At 38.1% G+C, this 23,124-nt stretch carries 13 protein-coding genes and 1 pseudogene; 12 read left to right on the top strand and 2 right to left on the bottom strand.

Annotated elements, in window-relative coordinates:
• Positions 1 to 53: 53 nt before the first annotated feature.
• The gene (locus FIU21_RS13305; protein ID WP_004361593.1) at positions 54 to 653 is read right to left on the bottom strand and encodes a hypothetical protein; all 600 of its coding nucleotides are present in this window, start codon (positions 651 to 653) and stop codon (positions 54 to 56) included.
• A gap of 473 nt (positions 654 to 1,126) precedes the next feature.
• Between FIU21_RS13305 and FIU21_RS06035 the strand changes: the two genes are divergently transcribed.
• From FIU21_RS06035 to FIU21_RS06005, 7 genes are all read left to right on the top strand, one after another.
• Positions 1,127 to 1,366, top strand: coding sequence for a hypothetical protein (locus FIU21_RS06035; protein ID WP_172891333.1), 240 nt, complete (start codon positions 1,127 to 1,129; stop codon positions 1,364 to 1,366).
• A 341-nt stretch (positions 1,367 to 1,707) separates the two neighbouring features.
• Positions 1,708 to 3,696: a dynamin family protein gene (locus FIU21_RS06030; protein WP_004361594.1), complete on the top strand. Its 1,989-nt coding sequence runs from the start codon at positions 1,708 to 1,710 to the stop codon at positions 3,694 to 3,696.
• Positions 3,686 to 4,345, top strand: a complete 660-nt coding sequence (locus tag FIU21_RS06025; RefSeq protein ID WP_004361595.1) for a hypothetical protein — start codon at positions 3,686 to 3,688, stop codon at positions 4,343 to 4,345. The genes FIU21_RS06030 and FIU21_RS06025 overlap by 11 nt, the downstream gene beginning before the upstream one ends.
• Position 4,346: 1 nt before the next feature.
• Positions 4,347 to 7,499 (top strand): ATP-binding protein, encoded by a 3,153-nt coding sequence (locus FIU21_RS06020; protein WP_004361596.1) that lies wholly within the window; start codon positions 4,347 to 4,349, stop codon positions 7,497 to 7,499.
• 5 nt (positions 7,500 to 7,504) lie between these two features.
• Positions 7,505 to 8,668, top strand: a complete 1,164-nt coding sequence (locus FIU21_RS06015; protein WP_036886954.1) for an HNH/ENDO VII family nuclease — start codon at positions 7,505 to 7,507, stop codon at positions 8,666 to 8,668.
• 2 nt (positions 8,669 to 8,670) lie between these two features.
• Positions 8,671 to 9,051: an SMI1/KNR4 family protein gene (locus FIU21_RS06010; protein ID WP_004361598.1), complete on the top strand. Its 381-nt coding sequence runs from the start codon at positions 8,671 to 8,673 to the stop codon at positions 9,049 to 9,051.
• A 340-nt stretch (positions 9,052 to 9,391) separates the two neighbouring features.
• Complete coding sequence (locus tag FIU21_RS06005; RefSeq protein WP_004361599.1) at positions 9,392 to 9,910, top strand: hypothetical protein; 519 nt, start codon at positions 9,392 to 9,394, stop codon at positions 9,908 to 9,910.
• Positions 9,911 to 10,009: 99 nt separating this feature from the next.
• Here the strand turns inward: FIU21_RS06005 and FIU21_RS06000 are convergent, their stop codons facing one another.
• Positions 10,010 to 12,985: a leucine-rich repeat domain-containing protein gene (locus tag FIU21_RS06000; protein WP_231291378.1), complete on the bottom strand. Its 2,976-nt coding sequence runs from the start codon at positions 12,983 to 12,985 to the stop codon at positions 10,010 to 10,012.
• 815 nt (positions 12,986 to 13,800) lie between these two features.
• Here FIU21_RS06000 and FIU21_RS05995 point away from each other — a divergent pair.
• From FIU21_RS05995 to FIU21_RS05975, 5 genes and pseudogenes are all read left to right on the top strand, one after another.
• Positions 13,801 to 14,988, top strand: coding sequence for a transposase (locus tag FIU21_RS05995; protein ID WP_254361422.1), 1,188 nt, complete (start codon positions 13,801 to 13,803; stop codon positions 14,986 to 14,988).
• Between the two features lie 423 nt (positions 14,989 to 15,411).
• Positions 15,412 to 15,906, top strand: a pseudogene (locus FIU21_RS05990) (carboxypeptidase-like regulatory domain-containing protein); the annotation flags it as partial.
• A 165-nt stretch (positions 15,907 to 16,071) separates the two neighbouring features.
• A complete protein-coding gene (locus FIU21_RS05985; protein ID WP_172891332.1) occupies positions 16,072 to 17,952 on the top strand; it encodes an IS1634 family transposase in 1,881 nt (626 codons plus the stop codon).
• Between the two features lie 98 nt (positions 17,953 to 18,050).
• Complete coding sequence (locus FIU21_RS05980) at positions 18,051 to 20,861, top strand: SusC/RagA family TonB-linked outer membrane protein (RefSeq protein ID WP_254361446.1); 2,811 nt, start codon at positions 18,051 to 18,053, stop codon at positions 20,859 to 20,861.
• A 12-nt stretch (positions 20,862 to 20,873) separates the two neighbouring features.
• The gene (locus FIU21_RS05975) at positions 20,874 to 22,787 is read left to right on the top strand and encodes a SusD/RagB family nutrient-binding outer membrane lipoprotein (RefSeq protein ID WP_004361636.1); all 1,914 of its coding nucleotides are present in this window, start codon (positions 20,874 to 20,876) and stop codon (positions 22,785 to 22,787) included.
• Positions 22,788 to 23,124 lie beyond the last annotated feature (337 nt).

Here is a 23,124-nt window from a genome sequence, read left to right as displayed (position 1 = left end):
AGTATATTCCGATGACATACACGTAGAAAGAAGTTATAAACCGACTCATATTGTTACTTCATCTGCTTCGCATCGCCCTGTCGTGTCTCGACTGACAAGGGCAGTGCACCGAGTAACATCAATAGAAAAACCGTAAGACAATAAGCATCTTCTTCCTGCAATCGCAGTAGAAGTTCTCGCTTCTTCGTACCCTCACGTTCTGTTATCTCATCATCAAAAACACAGACATTGACAATTTGCTCACAACATTCTGTCCTCACATCCTTATCTTCGACATCCCCCAGCAAGGACTTGTACCTCTCCATCAGTCTTTCCGCCAACCCATAAGCATCTATCAATCTGTCAAGAGAAATTCCCATTTCATCCTCCCATTCACGCTCCAACTCGTGATAAACAGCCTTACGCAAAAAGGCATCTTTCCCTCCAACACGACCAAAGGAATTGTTTCCACTGCCCGCCTTTCCTATATGTTTCCACAGTTCTTCACCACTATTATATAATAGTCTGAGCCGATACACTGCATTCAGTTTTGCCTTTATAGCCCCGTCTTCAGTATGAGTCTTAACAGACTTTCCGCACGTCTTAGCTGCCTCAGTACTTAAGTTGATAGTCTTATCGTCTATATTCATATCTTTCATTCTTAGCTTTGTCATCTTCTATCTGCCTACACATACTATACAGATACAAGTCCTGCCAAACATTTTCTGTTATTAACACCATCTCTCGCCCTCAATCTGTAAAGAAGATTCCGAAGTTCTTTCTTACAATTTTGAGTTCCCCTTTCTTCATATATTACTAATCGCAGCACTTAAGATACTCTTCCGCAAAAATACAAATTAATTCCTTTGTGCCTCTCACAATTAAATATTTATTTTGCAAACAGAAACAAAAACCTAATGAATTATGAACAAAACAACATTTATCTTAACGATTAGTATTACATTACTCTGTAGCACTACCCTACTCACAACTACCAGTTAAATTGAGTTTTTCTGTTCATAAAGGAGTAAATAGTTCCTACTTTTCAAATATGTTTTATTAACTTGTGATAGTACAACTCATTCCCTACAAAGAAGTTGCTTCCTTCACAACAAGACTGAGAATTATAATTTAAATCATCAAACTTATGATCAGAGGTTATATGACTTTCAGATGCGACGACTGCAACAACACCTTTCGCGCATTAGATATTGAATATGGAGCAACTGCTATGTCAGTTCCAATGCCCTGCCCAAATTGTAATAGTCGCCACACTTACCCTCATAACTGGCGTATTCTCGGCTTTTATCCCTTCGGCAACAACCGTGACATATATAAAAATATATGGGAAGAAATGGATGAGAGAGGAAGTCCGCAAGATACTTAATAAACAGTTAATTCAAAATCTTTGTTAGACAAACATTAATAAAGGAAAACATTATTATAATTAAAAATAATTATAAAAGACAGAGTCCTCTTATCACCTTGCAGATAAGAAAGACTCTCAGCTTTTACATCTTATTTGCTTTAGAAAAAATAACAAGTACGATATCAATCGTAAATATTCAACGTTTATTATCGCTGAATAGTTATAAGACAAGCGGTTTAGATTAAATATAATCAAATATAAGCATAATTTTAAATAAAAATATTATCTTCTTGAAAACATTTGATATTATCTAATTTTTTGTTATATTTGCATAAATTTTTACCAAAAACTAACAATTAATGAATACTAACGAATTTGCAAAACTCACACAATTAGTAGATACGACATTAAATAAATATCGTACAGTCCGAAAAATTTGTGGAATTGCTGATGATGACTGGCATAGCCGTAGCATAGAACGTATGGCTAAGCCGTTTATCAAAGGCTATTTCACCTTAGCCATTGTTGGAAAAGTAAGTTCCGGCAAGTCTACATTTATCAATGCTCTTTTAGGATGCAAGGATTTGCTTCCTACAGGACATGATCAGACAACTTGTGGAGTAACCTACATTGAATATGGTGAGACTCCTGAGGTAACTATAACCTTTGGTGATGGTAATAAAACGACTATCAAAGACAATATTAGTAGAAAAGTTAAATCTTATGTTGCAATTCCAGAAAAATATCATAACCTACCTGTCAATAATATAGATGATATGATCTTGGGAGGATATGATTTCGAAAAAATATGGGAGCGACATGAACAGCTTGAGAAAGAAACTCTATGTGCCAAAATTGACAAAATACTATTAAAGAACTATGTCGATAATAGAAAAAAGAAAGATATAGCTATTGAAGTACGTATGAGATACCCTTTCAATAAGGAATTAAAAGGTTGGCGAGTAATTGACACTCCAGGAATTGGTGCTATTGGTGGAATAGAGACAAGGACTAAGCAATTACTTGCTACTCAAACAGAAGATGGTTCGAGAGAAATTGATGCCATTATATTTTTACAAAAAGGTAGCGAAACTCTCGACCAGACTGATAGCAAAAAATTTGTAAATGAGCAATTAGATAATTTATCAGAATCCGATAAACGTCGTCTCTTCTACGTACTAACGCATAGCAGCTCTACAGATTTTTTAAACCACAAGGAGTCTAAACTTGATTTTATCAAACAGAATTATGGTGATAAAATTAAGTGTTTGACCTATGTAGATAGTCTACTCTACACATTCATCTCATATCTGGAAGGAAGCAAAGTAGACTTGAAAGGTTACGATGATTTCGTAAAACCTGAAGGGTGGGCTAAAGACGAATGGGATACTATTATGACTATATTAGATCATGCTAAGCGGCACTTAAAAAATAAAGTTGATGCCTTTAATAATGACACTATGCTGAGAACAATACAGTCATGGGCTAATTTTGATTCACTTAAATCAGAAATAAATCAGTTTGCTAAAAAAGAAAAGCAGAAATGTCTTCGTGAATTTATAAATCTCATTAAAAAAGACTATTCTGGGTTTATAAAAAGACTTAACAAGGAAAAAGAACTTATTGATGGGGGTCTCAGCAAAATTAACAAAGAGAGAGACATTGTCGAAGCAAGACGATCAAATTTTAATGCACTTGCGAAAGAAGCTGATAAGAAGTTCAATATTGACAAATTAAATTCCAAATTTAAATTTATTGATAAAGAGCTTGACAACTTTCAAACTCTGGAATCTATTAATAATGTCCGCACAGCAATAACCAACCTTTTTGACAAGGTTCAAGAAGCAGAAAAAGAGCTTTTTGAAGAATTTTCAAAAACCTTTTCAGATTTTTTAAAGGAAGATGACTTAAATGACATTATATTAGAGTCGTTAGATTTTGGGAATATTTTACAGGAAGCAACATCTGCTAGTCAAGAAGTATACGAAATATCCCCCGAACAAGTCATCTATCACACTTCTAGACCAGATGAAAGAATTCCAGCTAAATACGGCACAAGAACAAATGAAGCCGATAAGCTTCGTAATTTCATGGCCTTAACACTTCAACGCGTTAGAAAGAGTAGGGATAAGTTTCTCCCTCAGGTGAAACAGAAAGCTTATCAGATGCGTCAACTTGTATTTGATGAACTTAATAAAAAATTAAAAGAGGAAGAATATAGACTCGAAGAACTTAAAACAGAATTGTCAAATAAGGAAAAGTTCAAGGGTGAAAAAGACAAAATTATTACAGAATCTCATGATGCAATAAAGGAACTAAACAAGTTAGTAAACGAATATGGAATTTAACACAAGAAATCATGTAATGGTAGACTTTTTTCGATTAAAAGAAGAAGTTCGTGCAAAAGCAGCTGAGTATCTTGATGATATCACAGAAGAAAACTTAAAGGCATTTGCTGAGTCAACAAAGTTTATTGCACAATCGATTCTTGAAAAATTTTACTTTGATGTTGATGACCTTTACACAGATGGGGTCTTAAAGCTACAAGATGAGAAACAGCTGAATGCTTTCTCTGATTTTCACGATGGTTACCGTGCCAAGATGCGTTTATGGTCAAATAAGAACCTAATATCCATCAGAGAGGTGAAAATAGATGCATCATTAGAAATACCTCATAAAGTACAAGACGTAACAGCGCCCCCTGTTGCTGTTGCTAGTGTCGGAACCTTAATCGCTGTAGGATTGGCTATTGCAGGAGTAGAGTTATGGATAATTGTCGCAGCGGAACTTTTAGTCTTGGCAACTGCTACATATCTATACAAGCAAAAGAAAGCTCAAAATAAGGCCGACTATAACTTCAAACTTAAACGATATGAAAATCAAATAGAGCGAGAAAAGGCACGACTAGTTAATGGTCTTATTGAAGACCTAACAAAATGGCTTAATAATGCAAAAAATCATTCTGATAGTTTATTAATTTCTTTCGGTATAAATTAATATGAATAAATTACATTATAAAAGAAATCATCCTGCTGTAGAGGAATCGCACCTACAGCAAGAACAAACGTTAGTTGAGCAACCTACACACAACTTTGATGAGACTTCTATTGATCCTAAACAGATAATTACGGCGAGTAAACAAGTGTTCGATAGCATGGTAACACGTGAGTATCTGCATGAATTAAGTTATTGTCAGGTTTTACCTATGCAAAAGAGTAATTATTCACCTATTAGGTGGTATAGAGTTAACAAGGTTGTTATCGAGAAGAATGTATTTTTCGCTGATAAATTGTCAATGTTGTATATGTCTCTTCATAAAAAAGCCAAAAATGTTATATTGGTTTTGAACAAGCAAAATGATGGAGATGTTGAACTATATCTTGGTGCTAGGGATTTTTCTGGATCAAGTCATATATCGGGCGAAATTCTTGAATCTGGACTAGAAGGCTACTTCCCAGGGGTCGGCTATAAAATGCAAGCCATCCCAGCTTTGGACTTTGAAAGTCCGGCGGTAGCATCCGTGTCTGCTATCGCCTCATTACGAGATGACAAGAGGGAAGGTTTTGTTCAAGGAATAGAACGACTTATAAATGCCACATCCTCTATACCTCGTTTCAGAACCTATTTCATTGCAGATAGTGTTAGCAACAAAGAAGCCAAAGATATGGTTAATTCGTTTAATAATCTATACACTCGACTTTCACCTGCAGAAAACCTTCAAATGACCTATAATGAGAGTGAAAGTGAAAGTATCTCTGAATCATTTACAGAGAACTTTTCTAGATCAATCGGAGAGTCTATTTCTAAAACAGTAACTCATACAGACGGATATTCTGAGAATTCTACAACAGGGAAAAGCACAACTGAAGGAACCAGCGAAAACTACAGTCGTAACATTCTTACTTCAATATATAAGGGTTTAGTTGGTGGTAGAATAGGAAATGGTACTAGTCATAGCGAAAGCACAAATTTTTCAGATTCTATAGGAAAAAACTTTTCAGATTCTGTAGCTAATCAGAAGGGAACAAACACAACAGAACAAAAGGGAGAATCTACTCAAAATGGGACAAGCCAGACAAAAACGACTGGAATATCTAAACAAGTGACCTACCAAAATAGAACAGTTAAGTATTATCTTGATATTTTGGACAAGCAATTGAAGCGCCTCCAGAAAGGCAGCCCATTTGGTTTATGGTCGGTAGCAACGTATTTTATTGCCAATGACGCTACTACAGCTCAACAGTTAGCTAATATTTATCGTGGTTCAATAATTGGTGAAGAAAGTGGATTGGAAACATGTGCAATAAACACATGGCAAGATTTCAATGACGTAAAAGACATTTGTAAATACTTAAAGAACTGTTTAAATCCGAGATTTGATTATTATTCTCTCGATGTCTCTGCAGGCTCTATTGTAACCAGTAAAGAACTAGCTATTCATTTATCATTGCCACAAAGCAGTGTACCAGGGATTATCGTTGAAGAGAGAGCCTCATTTGCAAGAAATGTTTTCTCCGAGAAGATGTCTAAGGAAAATATCAATATAGGCCATATAATCCATTTAGGCAATGAGTCAGAAACACCTGTGTCTCTTAATCTTGACGAACTAACAAAACATATATTTGTTACAGGCTCAACTGGTAGCGGTAAATCTAACGTCATGTATTTACTATTACAGCAGATTCGAGAAAAGGGTAAACATTTCATGGTTATTGAACCTGCAAAAGGAGAATATAAGCATGTATTTGGTTGCCTTAAAGATGTTACTGTTTACAGCAACACTCATAAGGTTGGCGAACTACTGAGAATAAATCCTTTCAGTTTTCCTTATAAATATATAGATGTATTGGAGCATGTAGACTGTCTTGTGGAAATCTTTAATGCATGCTGGCCTATGTATGCGGCAATGCCTGCTGTGTTGAAACACTCAGTTATTACAGCTTACGAGAAGTGTGGATGGGATATTGAATCTTCTGAACACAAACTCTCTACACCTATTTTTCCTACTGTAGAAGACGTTTTGGTCTGCCTATCAGAATACATTGACAATTCAAACTATTCTGTTGACACAAAGGGTGATTACAAAGGAGCCCTTGAAATTCGTTTGCAGGAATTGTGCGAAGGTATGTTCGGAAATATGCTGAATAGTGAATCAATACCTGATGCAAAACTTTTCAATGAGAATGTTATTATAGATTTAAGCCGCATTAAATCGACAGAAACTAAGGCTCTACTAATGGGATTCCTCGTCATGAAAATTAATGAGTTTAGAATGTCAGAAGGAGGAATGAATAAGCCTTTACAGCATGTTACAGTTCTCGAAGAAGCTCATAATTTATTAAAAAAAACATCATTAGAGCAATCTCAAGAGTCCTCGAATCTCACAGGTAAATCCGTCGAGATGATTTCCAATAGTATTGCAGAAATGCGTACTTATGGAGAAGCCTTTGTTATCGTAGACCAGTCCCCATCTATGCTGGATGCTTCTGCAATAAGAAATACAAATACCAAAATAGTACTAACTTTACCCGATAGCGAAGATAGAAAAGCCGCTGGCGGTTCAATGTCTCTTAAAAATGAACAGATTGAAGAAATAGGGAGACAAAAACAAGGTGAAGCTGTTATCTATCAAAATATTTGGGAAGAGCCTGTTCAATGCAGGATTTCAAAATTCAATGAATTTGAGTCTAACTTCTGCTATAATAAGGCCTCAAAACCTTCACCTAAACTGAACAATAAACGCAGCTCTGAAGTTATAAAATTTCTACTTAAACCATATATAAAAGAACCTTTTGATACTGAAATAATTCGTGAACATATTTCAACAACATCACTGCCAACATCAATAAAGTATGGTCTAAGTGAAATGCTTATAGAGTATGAGAACAAAGGAAACTTATCTATTTGGCAAGATTGTCAAATTGCAAAACTATCAGAGGTTGTTAAATTATATCTCCATCTTGATGCAGAGTACAGGAATATGACAGAACAGCACTCTAATATGAATCAGGTAAGAGTTCTTCTTGACAAGTTACTAAAAGATAAACTAGACGGGAACATAAGCAGAGAGTTTTTATATTATACAGAACGTTGTTTCGTAAGAAATAATGCGATGTTTGACCAATGGAGAGAAACTTTTAGAGTTAAATAGAATATATGGAACCAGTAACAACTGCAATTAAGGTGGCTGAAATAGCTAAAAAAGGTGTTGAAGTTGCCAAAAAAATTCAGAAGGTTTACGACGTGTCACAGCAAATGAAGAACGTTGCAGAATCCGAAGGAAAAGAGAAACTTCAAGCAATTTCTAAAGTTGCTACATCCGCTAGCAAATTCTTTATTAAAGAAATGAAGGGGTTAGAAAAAAATGGCAACATGCAAGGTTTTAATAACTTACAATCAAAATTAGAATCTCAGTCTATGCATGGTCTCTCTAAACCAGATATGCTTGAGTTAAAAGGGGAATCCCCAAATGAATCTCTAAAAGAGAGGCATAGTGTTTTTGACAAAGAACTTCCTTCAGAAAACGAATACTTATCAAAACAAGAAGTCTATGATGAAAGCAAAACATTAGAAAAAAAAGAAAATAGTATCTTTGTAGAAGATATGCCTTCAGCAAAAGATAAGCTCCTTAAGTCAGATGATTTAGATGAAAGTATGCCTATTGAAAAGCTGGCTTCTTCTGAAAAATTAGATGTTAATATAAACGTTTCTCAAAGTGAGGTAATACCTCAACCAGAAAATGTTGCAAACTCAGGATTAACAGAAGAAAGAAGTAATAATACTAACCCGATAGAAACTGCAGAAAAACAGTCCCACTTTCAAGAAAATACTGAAGCACAACATTCTATAGAAATATCGAAAGAAATTGAGCAAAGAACAGAGAGACTAACCGATGAACAGAAAATAGAAATTAAATTGAAAACAGGATGGTCTGATGCCATTATAGATTCTATTAGGTCTATGGATGAAGCACAAATCTACATAGATGCAGGGCTTCAGGAAGGTGAAGTTAATGGGAAACTAGCTCTTTTACAATCTAAGATTGATGGAAATGCTTGTAATGAGCCAAAATGGCCAGATTGGACAAACAAAGCTTTGGCTGAAGATGGATATCCGCCACGTGATGAAACGGGCAGACCTTATGAACTCCATCACGTTGGACAAAATCCAGAATCGCCATTGGCAGAATTAACTTACGACCAACATCATTGTAATGGAAATTTTACAAAATTGCATACTTTCGATGAATCATCAATAGATAGACAACAATTTAACAAAGAAAGAAAAGAGTATTGGGAGACTCGTTCACAAACATTATAATTATGAATATTACAAAATTAATTAACTCTTTTCCTCGTAAAAGAGCAACTGGAGGAGTATCAGAAGATAAGATAGTATCTGCTGAGAACGTATTAGGCCTGCATTTTGCACAGGAATACAGAGAAGTATTAGCAAACTATGGATCACTTTTCCTAAAAGGAGAAGAAATCTTTGGCATAGATGTTGTAGATATAACATTAAAAGCAAAAGAAAAAAATCCTGATTTTCCAAAAGATATGTATGTAATCTCAAATACATACATTGATGGTATCTTGTTAGTTCAAGACACTACGGGAGTGATATACACATATCAACCTTTACATGGAATACAAAAGGTAGCAACTTCCCTGTCAGTGTATATAAGTTTACTTTTAAAGAAGTAAACTTCCATATAAATAATAATATTGCTGTACGCTAAAACTTAAATAGCATATATATCCTTGCGGAATTGCCTTTATATAGGTAATTCCGCATTCATTTTTGACCTCTTAATCAAATAAAGCAAATTCTTGTGGTGATGAATTTATTTTTTCAGACATTATGATAAGCTCATCATTCTGGGGTTTTGCAATAAATGAGATGAAATCGATAACGTAAATCTTAATAAAAATTTTAATAATAAATACGACCATACAAGCTTCAGCATCTTCGATTTCATTTATGTTAGGGACTTCTACACAAAGTTTGAACTAAAATTTAATCAGAATACTTAAACAAGAATAAATGGAAAGAAAAGAGTTATGCATAACCTCCGACTCAGACATCCCATCAGGTTCTGGTGGTATCAACGGAGAAGGCTATACATACGGACAATTGCGCCATCAACCCATTATCACAGAGATATTACAACGTATCACCCACCCTATTGCGCGCCAAATGGCAGAGGACTGTAATGAACGTAACCGTAAAGATGGATTTACGATGTATAAAGTAGATGGGGAATACTGCTTTGAAGGACTACGGGTAGGACCAAAAGTAAAAATCCCTTCTAAAGAAGAATTATTAGCTCTGTTAGGTGATCAACCCGTCAACGCAGCCTCTATCCGTAACATCACGTATACGCTTATACGCGAAGAATTAGCACGTTTATACGGAACATCTGTACAAGAAGCTGCAGACATCATAGGTAACCAACTTGATTGCGCGCCGCACGAAGACATTTCTGGCTATATCTTTATGGTACCTAACTGGGCACATAAATGGTTCCGCCACAATGGCTATGTGTCAAGAATGTTAAAGTAAAAACACTTATAGAAAAATAATCCCGAAAGTTTATAATGACCTTCGGGATTGCTAATTCTACTCTTTCCGCTTTCTCATGCGGACAAGTTTAATTTCTTTCTATTCAACTACTACAACTTTTGAATAGCCCTTCGTTTTAACAATATAGATACCCGATGGTAGACTAACCGTCTTATGCTCTCTTACAATAGTAGAGAACATCAATTTGCCACTTAAGGTATAGACTTGCAAGTGTGTAGGCGTTCCTGTCATAAAACTTAGATAATTCTTACCTCCAGAGACTTTAAGGGTATCAGTAGTAGAAGCATCTATTTGTGACGAAACTGTGAAGATTCCTCCAATAGTCACAGAAGAAATAACCTTAAAATTAGGAGAATCTACTTCTTCATCATTAAGTGTCAAAGTTTCAAGTTTATATCCAGATGCGGGTATCGCTTTAATGACAAGATCTGTATTCTTAGCCACCTTTGTACCTGTCAGAACCTCAACGCCATCTGTTGTAAATACCTTTAACGTTCCATATTCTGGCTCCTGTATTGTAATATACGCCATGTTACAACCTGTTCCATCGCCCTCATAATCAATCGTCCAACCCTTCAACTTAGCGATAGATGATTCTGCATGCTCAGCGTCATTATACTCTCCAGCTTTCTCACCATGAACGAAAAGCGTGTTACCACGTGGCATCTTTCCACTCTGAAGTTTAGGATAACGAGAAAGGCTATAATAAAGATCATTTAAAGTACATGCATCCCATCTATTACCTCCTACATTCAGATAGGTCAATCGTTCATGCCCCATAAGGTCCAACCCCTCTAATCTATTGCCATCAACAGTAAGTGTCACAAGTTGAAGATTATTCTTTAAGTCTAAGTTTGAGACTGAATTATTAGAAAGCTGCAATGTCTTCAATGCAGGGTTCTTGCTAACATCAAGAGTCGTAATTTTGTTATTTGAAACATAAAGTTCTACAAGTTCTGGCATATCCTTCACGTCAACTGCCTCTATCTCATTACTACTTATATTCAAATAAACAAGTTTCTTGTTTTGACTTAAATCTAAGCTTTCTAACCAGTTATTTTTGACATCAAGATAAGCTAAATCGACAGCACCTGTAATATCTATATTATCAACTTGATTACCATAAGCACGTAAATTGATAAGTTTGCTGTTCTTGCTTACATCCAAGGAAGTAAGGTCTGAATAAGAACAATCAAGGGATTCAAGATCCAATAGTTTAGAAACATCTATGGACGTAATTGGATTCATATACGTAGAAAGAGAACGCAAATGAATATTATGACTCAAATCAACAGCAGTTATCTTATTATCGACACCTACACCTGGATAACTTGAGAAATCAGCTCCTGTAACAGCACCATATATCGTTACAGTCGCTCCAGACGTTTGCCCCTCTACTGTTGTTGGAGTCGATTTAACCTTCACTTTTACAAGTTCGCCATCTCCCCAGTCAATTGAAACATCTTTATCCTCACCGCTAACAGAAAGGAAGTACTGTTGATCTATACCTGTAGGAACTGTTAGTTTGATATAATCGTCATCACCAGAAACACTAAAAATAGGTTTTACAACCGCCGCTTCAGACACGACAAATATACTGTCAGCTATTAATTTTCCATTCACCTCTACCCCAACGAACTTTGAGCCAGCAGGTGCTTTAACATCTATCTTAATTGGAAAACCAGGCAGAACTTTCCCAGTAACAGGTTCATAAGTTGCAAAATACCCATCATCAGGGATTTGACTTAGTGTATAACTACCTCCATTTTCGGATGTTTGCATAGTTATAGAAACAGAATCCATAGAAGCAGTAGCATCACCATGAACATCTAATTTATAAGAATTGTCGGCATCATCATCTAAAATCCCAGTATTGGCGTGTTCGTAGTTAGCCCCTGATAGGAAAACATTTGTACGATAAGAATTACCGGTATGTGACGGCATTGCTTTGAATGTGAAGTTAAGTGACTGAGGAGTAGTATTCTTACAGTCACGCATATCAAGGTGATTAAGTCTATTAGTACCGATAGCACCATGCATATCAAGAAATTGTATTCCAGTATTCCGTACGCTCACACTACGTAAAAACCGTTGGTGGGATAAATCAATACGTTGTATCTTCGTATTATCAATATTAATTGTATAAAGATTTGCAAGATTAGACACATCTAAACGAGACAACTTCGTATCACTAAGTTCAAGCGTTGTTACATTCTTGTTACCACTTAAGTCAAGCTTTGCAATGTCGGTATTAGACGCATCAAGCATGATAAGCTCTGGGGTATTAATAAGGTTTAGCTCAGTTATCTTCGTTCCCTTTATAAGAAGCTTTTCAAGTTTAGTTTGTTGCGTAACATCAATAGATGTTACTCCAACATTCCCTGTGATATCAACATCACGTAACTCTGGATAATTATTACCCAATTCTAACTCTAACAAACTACCGTTCGCAAGATTAAGATAACGGAGGTTAGGAAGACTAACAGGATAAAAGTGTGTAATATCTCCATCTGACATGTCGATATTTCGTAGTTCTGTACTGCCATCTGGAAATAAAACAGTTGCCAAAATTGTATTATGATTAGCTGTAAAGTTAGTTAACTTCTTAAAATTACGCAGGTCTAAACGCGTAATTTTGTTATAGCTAAGGTCAAGTGTAACAAGATTAGGAGCACCTAATAAATCAATACCTTCGTAGGTTAATTCATTCCTCTTAGCTTCAACTTGCTTTAAATTAGGCTGATTCTTAAAAGCAAGATATGTTGCTTTTGCCTCAGAAACTTCAACAGCAGAAAAATCACCATAAACAATAATTGTGTCTTTCAGTAACTTTCCTGTTACCTTCTTATTATTACTCCATCCTTCTAACGTAGCCTCTTGTTTATTACCATCTCCCCAGTCAACAAACACTTTGCTGGTTTCATCGGTTCGAGTAACACGGAACACAAAGTCTTGCCCTACGGCTGTAGATGTTGCAATCCTCATTTCACCATTTGTTTGTGCAAACGTCACTAAAGACACAAACAAAGAAAACATCAGTAAAAATTTCTTCATAAGCTGTAATGTCTAAGCACTTTATAAGAAAGGTTTATCAAACGACAGAACATAGAAATTAACCATAGTTCTGTCTACCAAAGCGTAAAGAACATCGTGATAGTGCTATTAAACCACAATATAAATCACACTTTTGGTTGCAAATATAAGTAAAATAAATATAACATGCAATATATTGTAACATTTACTATTATCATTTATTACATACCACAGAATAAGAGTCAGGTGTAAGTCCACAACGAATACTTAGATTTTGACATTAACGAATAAAGGAACATGAACTATACTACATCACCTGAAACATCTGAAAAATCGAGATTTTTAGGTAACAAAGTCTATTGTCGCATGGTAGAAGATTAGGGAATTGTAAGGCATTACTGATTGTAAGTAGCTGATTAGCCTATTCTCTCTACTTCGTTACAAATAATCATCTTAGTCATCTTAACCAAAGGACAACTCTTTCCGACCCACTCTCTTGTCTACTTATCTACTTGCGAGCACCTCATTTTATCGCCTTTACATATTTACAAAAATTAATCGCCATTTTTATTGCTTAATATATTTATTTTATTTATATTTGCTCACATAATCAATAGTCCGTTAAATTTTCGCAGTTTGCGAAGCTTTTACCCAAAAGCCAACAGGAATTGTGGCAGAAAGAAAACATGATAAGTCTCTGAGAAAGAGATAATTAGGCAATAGAATATAACAAAGTATAACATAATAAAATCGGCTATCTCATTGAATTTCAGTAACTTTATAGATGTAAAAAGACAATAAAGTTTATGCTGATAACCAACTTGATTAGCCGATATATGAAGCTCTGCAAAGCAGCATTTAGTGCTGAAGATGGAGCAAAGTTAAACAAAAGTATTCAAACAAACGTCATGGAAATGCTTTTTCTTTTGATGGTCATCCCAAGGAAATGTAATTTTACGCAGATGGGACGCTATGGAAAGCGTGGCGAACAATGCTATCGGCAGACGGCAGAGCGCAGCGTGAACTGGCTCGAAATAAATATGTGGCTGAGTGCTTTCGCCTTCAAGCAGGGTAAAGGGCTCAATGCCATCGTTATTGATCCAAGCTTCATCAAGAAGGCTGGGAAGCATACCCCATACGTGGGTACGTTTTGGTCGGGCTGTGCAGGTGCGGTAAAGCACGGTCTTGAGATCCTCGGCATCGGTGTGATAGACGTGGACTTGCATGAGTGTATGATGCTCAAGGCTGTGCAGACCACATTGGAAAAAGGGGAGGAGAAAAAAGAGATGAGTCTATACGACTGGTATACCAAGGTGTTGGAGGACGACAAGGTAACCTTACAGCGTATTTGCAAGGTTCTTGTCGCTGACTCAGCCTTCTCCAAAAGACCTTTCATCGACAAGGTAATGAAGATGGGCTTCCATGTTGTGAGCCGCTTGCGTCATGACGCAGCCTTGTTCTACACATGGGATGGGGAACCCACGGGAAAGCCCGGCCGTCCTCGTATCAAAGGTGACAAGATTGACGTAAGGAACATCGACATATCCAAAGGCAATGAGCTTGATTTAGGAGAGACCAAAGGCAAAGCCTATGCGCTCAAGGCGTGGTGCAAGTCCTTGCATAGGGTCGTGTCGATTGTCATCCACGAGTTGCCCAACGGTGTCCGCCGTTTGTACTTCTCTACGGATGAGAGCATGAGTGGACGCGATGTGATGGAGTACTATACCACACGTTTCCAAGAGGAGTTTTGCTTTCGCGACGCAAAGCAATTCCTCGGTCTTACCGATTGTCAGGCACGCGACAAGAGAAAACTTGAATTTGCTTTCAACTCTTCATTCACAGCACTCAATGTGACCAAAATCATGTGCAAGGAACTTGGCACGTCCATCGGTCGACTTAAAGCGCAGATGGTCAATGCCTACTATGCACAACGAATTATTGACGTGTTCGAGAAGAACCCGAACACGCCATTAAATAAAGAAAGGATAAATGATATATTTAGTTTCGCTGCTGATGCAGCATAATATTTAACGGACTATTGATAATAAAAACTATATAAATAACCCTTAAGCAACACTTTATGTGTCGTAAAACATACTAACACTAACCTACAATCGAAATTACAATATCTACAATACTTAAAAACCATCTTTAGAGTATCAATCTGTTTACTCAAAGATATCAGAAGTTATTAATAAGAACCTATAACTAAACAAATAAAAGTCTCTCTCAATAAGAGTTACAAGAGCGATAAATTCATTGCGGTAATAGCTGCTACACATAGCTAATATTCAAAACAACAAAACCTAACACAAAGAGCTGATACAGAATGAAAGTGAAATAGAGACATATATAAAACCTAAACAATAAATTTTACATATTAATCTTTAACTATAAGCAAAATGAACAACAAGCAGAACAAAGCGCAAGTCTTATGGCGAATCTGTATGATGGCACTGATATGGATGTTCGCTACTGAGCTTTATGCGCAAAATGTCACGGTTAGTGGCATTGTGAAAGACCCAACGGGCGAGCCTGTAATCGGTGCTTCGGTAACGGTGAAAGGTACAAATATGGGTACTGTGACTAATATCGACGGGCAATACACCCTACAATGCCCCACAAAAGGCACGTTAGTATTCTCATACTTGGGAATGAAGCCTAAAAATGTAGATATTAATGGTCGACAACAGATAAACGTTGCCCTTGAAGAAGAAGCCACTGCGCTTAATGATGTGGTGGTTACGGCATTGGGAATTAAACGACAAACAAAAGCATTGGGTTATGCTGTCACCGAACTGAAAAGCGATGAACTGGAACGAGCCAACACGGTTTCTCCTGTTACAGCATTGCAAGGTAAGGTGGCTGGTGTAGAGATCAGCCAGTCAGACGGTGGAATGTTTGGTTCTACTAAAATTCAAATAAGAGGTGCATCTACTCTTAACCCAAGTTTAACCGGCAAAATTATTTTTCATAAATTTTCGGGATGTTTTGTGTAGTATCAATTTGATAAATGATTGATAATCAAGTATAGGGTATTGTAACGAGGAGTAAAATCTGATTTGTAGGACACAGCCATATCAAAAATATTTTGTTACTTTGCACTCATGCACGCAAATGTACAGACACGATTCAACCCTGCCACAGGCGACATGGCTCCTTATTATCGCATCAAGGAGTCATATCGTGACGTGCAGGGTCATGTACATTCGCTAATTCTGTTGAACATAGGTTTTGAACCTTCACTTACTGCTGTACAGGTTCGAAAAATTGCATACGCTCTTACCGAACGCTTCAAAACCAGAAGTACACCCTCGCTTTTCAAAGAACGCCTTGAGGGACTTACTCCTATTGAACAGGCAAAGGCTGACGAATGGTGGAGCCGTATGGAGAAAGAAGGTGGAATCGATCGGTTTAATAAGGAAGAGCAGAAGTCGCTGAGAAAATATGAGAACTACATTGACCTCGAGACGGCAAACTATACTGACGCAAGGAATGTTGGTGCAGAGTGGCTCTGCAAGCAGACGATAGACAAGCTGCAGTTAGAGGGTTTTCTGCGCAAAAACGGCTGGACGGAGAATGCGATACACACGGCTTTGTCAGCATTGATTGTTCGCACGGTATATGCAGTCTCTGAACGTTCATCTTATTATTATTTGCGCGATAACTCAGCTGCTGGCGAACTTTACAGTGGAGTTCCTGGCTGGACACCAGGGATCAATTCTCTGTATAAAATCACTGACAAGTTGTATGAACTAAAGGAACAGTTAGAGCGTCATCTGTGCAGCGTTACTGACGATCTCTTTAATATAGACAACAAGTTGATGCTCTTCGACTTAACCAACTTCTATTTCGAGGGTAGTAAGCGTAATAGCGATAAAGCCAAGTTCGGTCGTTCAAAAGAAAAACGCTCTGACTGTAAGCTACTTGTACTTGCATTATGTATCAATAAAGAAGGTTTTATACGTTATTCTTCTATCTTGGAGGGTAATACAGCAGATCCCAAGTCTCTACCCAATATGATTGATACGCTGGCAAAGAGGAATCCATCACGAACCAAGGATACGCTCGTTATCATGGATGCAGGTGTTGCCACGGAAGAGAACTTGGAGTTAATAAAGAAAAAGGGTTACAATTATCTCTGCGTATCTCGTACGAAAATGAAAGACTATACGCTCAGTGATGATAACAAGAGCGTTACAGTAATGGATGCCCGTCGGCAGAAGATAACGCTGAAAGAGGTTAAGACAGAGGATGATGAGGATTATTATCTCGAAATAACATCTCCTTCGAAAGCTATGACAGAGTCGTCCATGAACAGGGTTTGGAGAGAGCGTTTTAAGATGGAACTGCAGAGGATAAACGATGGAATCTCCAAGAAAGGTGGAACAAAGACCTATGAAAAGGTTGTTGAACGTACAGGACGTGCCATACAGAAGTACCCTTCTATAGCGAAATTCTACCAGATAAGCTACATAAAAAATGAGAAGAAACTCAAGGAGATGCTGCGTGTAGACTGGGAGATAAAAGACCTCTCGGCAATGGAATCTGGTCACGGAGTCTATTTCCTCCGCAGCAATGTCAGGACACTTTCTGAGCGTGTGACATGGGAATACTACAATCTCATTCGTGAGATAGAATGTACGAACAGACAACTAAAGAATGAACTCAACCTCCGTCCTATCTATCATCAGAAAGATGAGCGAAGCGACGCACACCTCTTCTTCGGTTTATTAGCCTACTGGGTGGTAAACACTATCCGTTGTCAATTAAAACGAGAAGGAGAATCCTGTTACTGGACCGAGATAGTACGACGTATGAGTACCCAAAAGCTCGTCACCACAAAAGGGAAGAATCCATTAGGTGAAACCATCGAGATGCGCCAATGTAGTAGTCCTTCGAAGCAAGCAAAACAGATATACGATAAGTTGAACTTAAAACACTCACCATTCAAAAAGAATAAAATTTGTAGGACACAGAGCCCATAAGAAAAACGAGAAAAGTACGGTGACAGTAACAATTAGGCGAAAGTGGGTGTTAAACTTGGGTTAATGCCAACAACCAACCTATCTTTGTAGTAGATGGTGTGATATTAGATAATGCTACAAGCCAATCAGGGGACGCTGACTGGAATAGCAATATCAACGACTATGGTAACCAACTAAAGAACCTTAACCCCGACGACTTTGAGAGTGTGAGCGTACTAAAAGGCGCTGCAGCAACAGCATTATATGGTTCACGTGGTTTGAATGGTGCTGTAGTAATTACCACTAAAAGTGGGAAAGCAGGCAAAGGTGTTACTGTAAAGGTTTCGCAAACTATAGGATTAGAAACAGTCTATCGTTCTCCAGATCTACAAAACACCTATATGATTGGAGCTTTCCCTGGTGCTGTAGATTACGGAGACGAATACACTGCCACGGGCAACCTTTGGAGCGATAACATGACATCGTTCGCTCGTAACTCTAAAGGTGAATACTCGCTCATCGAACAATATGGGAACTATGCTTGGGGACCTGATATCTCATGGGCTAAGGGTAAACAGTTTGAACAGTACGATGGGACAATGGGAACAGCGAAGATGTTCCCAAACAACTATAAAGATGCTTACGACACAGGCTTTAATACCAATACGAATGTATCATTGCAAGGTGGTAATGATCGTACACAATTCTACGCTTCAGCATCTTATAAATACAATAAGGGTACTACACCACGCAACACCTTTAACCGTCTGTCGTTCTTAGGAAAAGCTTCACAAAAGATTGGGAACATCGTGACGGTAGATTTCAGCGTAAACTTTACGCAATCACAACCTCGTAATGCACCTTTAAACATCGGAGAATACTTTGCAAATAGTACGTTCCCACGTGAATACGACGTTAATCGTTATCGTAACCTTTACAAAGGGGAACATGGTGGACTTGCCAGCGAAAGATATGGCGATCTCTATCGTGCTGTACCTGGCAAGGAGCTGTGGTGGAGTATCTTTGAAAACGATTACAAACAAACAGAAACCATGTTTCGCCCTGTGCTTAACATCAATATTCAAGCACTGCCTTGGCTACAGCTTTCAACTGGTGGTTCGCTCAACTATTATGCCATCGATGGCGAGCTAAAAGCCCCTGGTAGTGGTTATGCCAACGAAGGTGGTTCTTATGCTCTCTCTCACACGCACACTACACAAGAGAACTTGTACCTTGCGGCCAACCTAAACTATCAAATTAATAAGGACTGGGAAGTGCACGGGTTCTTACGTGAGGAATATTTTAACCAATATGCACAGTATAATAGCGAGAGTACGAACGGTGGACTTATTGTGCCCAACCAATTCTTTATCAAGAATTCAAAACAACAAGCCAGCTTTAATGCGTATAAATTCAACACCAAGCGTATCGTCTCTACCATCTTTATGATTGGAACAAGCTGGAAGAATCAACTATTCTTGGACATAACGGGACGTAACGACTGGTCCTCAGCCTTGGTTTACAGCTACGGAACAGGTAATTTCTCTTATTTCTATCCTTCTGTTTCGGGCTCATGGATCATCACAGAAACCTTCAAAGACAAACTTCCAAAATGGGTTAGCTTTGCAAAGGTACGCGGTTCTTGGGCGCAGGTGGGAAACGACACCTCTCCTTATTATATAAATTCGGGCTATTCTGTGGCAACATATCAACGTGGCGACAAGAAAATCTATGGAATGACTATCCCTGAGAATATGAAGAGTACCAACTTAAAACCTGAACGTAAGAATGCTTGGGAAGTGGGACTTGACTGGCGTTTCCTTGACAGTAGGATTGGGGTAGACCTCACCTATTATAAGGAGAACACTCGAAACCAAATTATGACTATCAATGTACCTTGGGAATCGGGCGTAAAAGAAAAGCTAATCAACGCTGGTAATATACAGAACTCAGGTATAGAAATAGCACTCAACACAACTCCTATAAAGAAGAAACAATGGCAATGGGACCTAAATTTCACCTACACTCGCAACCGCAATAAGATTGTAGAACTAAGTCCTGATGTAACCTCTTACATTAATCTGGATGGTGCAGCAAACTATGGTAACTACCGCATAGCATCTGTTGCCAAAGTAGGCTCCGACTATGGTATGCTAATGTCTGACTCTTGGATAAAGACCGACGAAAAGACTGGCAAACCAGTGGTGGGCTACACTAACAAATTCCGAACAGTGTATTATAAGCGCGGAGGTACTGTGAAAGAAGTTGGATCGATGTTGCCTAACTTCCTTGGATCACTAAACTCTACCCTAAGATGGAAAGACCTTAGTCTCTATGTGCTATTTGACGCACGCTTTGGAGGATACGTTGCTTCGTATAACTCACGCTACGCAACTGCATACGGTTTCTCTGGAGAGACCGAGAAATACCGTAAGGGGATGACCTGGACCAGCAAATACGCTAATGCGCAAGATAAGGTGTTTACTGATGGCTTTATCCCTGATGTCGTTTTCGATGCTGGTACTATTGTTACCACACCAGGAGGAACTAACCAAGACGTTAGTGGAATGACCTATCAGGAGGCTTATGAAAAAGGTTATGTAGAACCTGCACACCTACAAAGTGCTGCATACTTTAAGAATAGCTGGGGAACAGGTGTTATTAACGATGATTGGTTTAAGAAAATCAACTACATCGCTCTGCGAGAAATAACTCTCTCGTACAACGTTCCAACCAAAATTAGCAGCTATATCGGTGCAAAGAACTTATCCCTTAGTTTCACCGGACGTAACTTGGCATACCTACTGAACACTGCGCCAAATCACGAGAATCCTGAATCGGTACGTGGAACAGGAGCTGCGCAGTTCCGTATGCGATCATTTATGCCTTACACAGCAAGCTATCTCTTCACATTAAACGCTACATTCTAAATGCCTTTCATTATGAAACAGAATATTATAAAATTCAAGTCGCTCGCCTTTGGTATATGTGCCACATGCATGGTACTGGTAACAGGATGCAGCGAAAGCGAATACGCAAAAATAAATACTGACCCATCGACTATCGCCGAAGGAAATCCTGTGTTCTTGTTTACTCAGGAACAGGTGCAATACCAACCCTTCGATTACCTGCTGTGGTATTACGATGGGGCTTACACGTCAAAAATAGTTCAGGCATATTCACCATCAAGTAGTTTTAATGACTTGTATAACAAGTTGGCTGAACTGGGCGGTGTGGGTTCTCAACTTATTTATGTTAAACGATACGAGAACGATATTAAAGCTACTATCGATAAGATGCCAGCTAACAAAGCTGCTCAATACTCACACCTTTCGGCTATGGCAAACGCTCTAACAGTTTACATGGGACTGTTCGATACCGACCTCTTTGGTTCAAGACCTTACTCTGAAGCTGCACAAGCCAAGTATGAGGGCACATTAACTCCTAACTACGAATCGCAAGAGAGTCTATTCGACCAATGGTTGACTGAACTAAACACCGATCTGGATAAGCTGAAGTCAACGATAACGCAGATAAGTGTTGGAGACAATGACTTAGCCTACGGGGGAGATACTAAGAAATGGGTGAAATTTGTAAACGGCATAAAACTTAAAATTGCAGTAAGACTTCTTCACCAAAACAAAGCTAAAGCCTTAAAAATAGCAGAAGAAGTGGGTGCTGATGATGCAAACGTAATGCAATCTATTGCAGACGACTATGTATATAATAAAGGTACAGGTGGAGATGGTGGCAACAACACCTATGGAAGTGATAATAGTGTGAACTTAGGTATTAGCAGCAAAAACGTTATCGACTTCATGAAACGTAACAAAGATCCACGTATGCTGGTGATGTTTACCAAAAACGATTTCAACTCTGAGGTAGTACAAGCATTCTTTGATGCACAAGCAAGAGGGGATAATAACTGTGCTATTCCTAAATATATTTTAGACCAGGTGAACTATACCACAGATGCTTCTGGCAAGAAACATTTCGACAGTTGGAAAGGTGATGGGGAACCATGGGTGCGCTATCAGGGATTACCTATCGGTATAGCTATATCTGAAAAGACAGAATACACTGGCGTCAACAATTATTTTGTAACAACCAGATGGAAAGTAACTGACGGAGAAAAAACGAAAACCTACTCACCGCTATCGTACTTTAACGAGGAATTAGTGCGTGGTCGCGTTGACTTCACTTTCCCAACAGCTCCAAAAGGTAAGGTGGTACAAGACACTGAAGATAACCCACTTTACGAGATGACCCTTTCCACAGCTGAAATGAACCTCTATCTGACTGAGTTTAAGTTACTGGGTGCTAACTTGCCTCATACTGCAGCCGAATATTTCAAACTTGGCGTTGAGGCTTCAGCTAAGGCTTATAACCGTTTAGCGATACTGAACAAAATACCTTATTATGATAAGGCACATTGTAACGACAAGTTAGACGAGCCTGTTATCTACGATGATGCAGCCATTGCTACGATGATGGCTAATTCTGACTACCAACTAACAGGTAGTGTTCCAAGCGATTTAGAGAAGGTTTACATCCAATTGTATCTACATTTCTTCTATCAACCACTTGAGCAGTTTGTAACAGTGCGCCGCTCTGGCGTTCCTAAAGTTGGTAGTTCGCTCATTCCTTGGATTACAATGAAGCCCAACACTGAGTTGCCTCGCCGATTCTATATCGCTCAACCCGATCCAGCCGATAAAATGCGTACTATTATTGAAACTGCGATGACGCAGCAAGGATTCACCTTTACAGATGGACAAAGACCTGAACTGCTTAACTCTGAAAGGGTGTGGTACGACAAGGGGGCTCCAAACTTTGGCGAAGGTCCTAACTACTAATAGGGAGACTTGCAGAATAAAGAGGCATCAATAAACGCTATGAAGAAGCAAGTGGGTAAAAACACCCAATAAACTTGTGCTCACCTGCCTCAAGATTGTTTTCGTTAGATTATTGAAAGAGGGTGTGTCAATTATGAACACACCCTCCTTCGTGAAATAAATGGATTACAAAAGATTTTAGGTCTCTTTTTGTCACTTATACCAAAATCTCATCTTTAATCGTCGAATGCACCTTAACCAACTATTCAAGCCAACAGCTGAAAACTATCAGCTGTTAAAGGAATTCAACGAAACACTGAAAGAAGTAGTAATTAAAAACTATCAACAAAGTAAAGAG

Source organism: Prevotella melaninogenica (assembly GCF_013267595.1).
In the GTDB taxonomy this organism is placed as follows: Bacteria; Bacteroidota; Bacteroidia; order Bacteroidales; family Bacteroidaceae; genus Prevotella; species Prevotella melaninogenica_D.
This window is presented reverse-complemented; position numbering and strand designations above follow the sequence as displayed.

Coding starts and splice junctions, on each gene's coding strand:
- FIU21_RS06005 (WP_004361599.1), top strand. CDS start 9,392: ATGGAAAGAAAAGAGTTATGCATAACCTCCGACTCAGACATCCCATCA.
- FIU21_RS06030 (WP_004361594.1), top strand. CDS start 1,708: ATGAATACTAACGAATTTGCAAAACTCACACAATTAGTAGATACGACA.
- FIU21_RS06020 (WP_004361596.1), top strand. CDS start 4,347: ATGAATAAATTACATTATAAAAGAAATCATCCTGCTGTAGAGGAATCG.
- FIU21_RS06010 (WP_004361598.1), top strand. CDS start 8,671: ATGAATATTACAAAATTAATTAACTCTTTTCCTCGTAAAAGAGCAACT.
- FIU21_RS06035 (WP_172891333.1), top strand. CDS start 1,127: ATGATCAGAGGTTATATGACTTTCAGATGCGACGACTGCAACAACACC.
- FIU21_RS13305 (WP_004361593.1), bottom strand. CDS start 653: ATGACAAAGCTAAGAATGAAAGATATGAATATAGACGATAAGACTATC.
- FIU21_RS06000 (WP_231291378.1), bottom strand. CDS start 12,985: ATGAAGAAATTTTTACTGATGTTTTCTTTGTTTGTGTCTTTAGTGACG.
- FIU21_RS05975 (WP_004361636.1), top strand. CDS start 20,874: ATGAAACAGAATATTATAAAATTCAAGTCGCTCGCCTTTGGTATATGT.
- FIU21_RS06025 (WP_004361595.1), top strand. CDS start 3,686: ATGGAATTTAACACAAGAAATCATGTAATGGTAGACTTTTTTCGATTA.
- FIU21_RS06015 (WP_036886954.1), top strand. CDS start 7,505: ATGGAACCAGTAACAACTGCAATTAAGGTGGCTGAAATAGCTAAAAAA.
- FIU21_RS05985 (WP_172891332.1), top strand. CDS start 16,072: ATGCACGCAAATGTACAGACACGATTCAACCCTGCCACAGGCGACATG.
- FIU21_RS05995 (WP_254361422.1), top strand. CDS start 13,801: ATGAAGCTCTGCAAAGCAGCATTTAGTGCTGAAGATGGAGCAAAGTTA.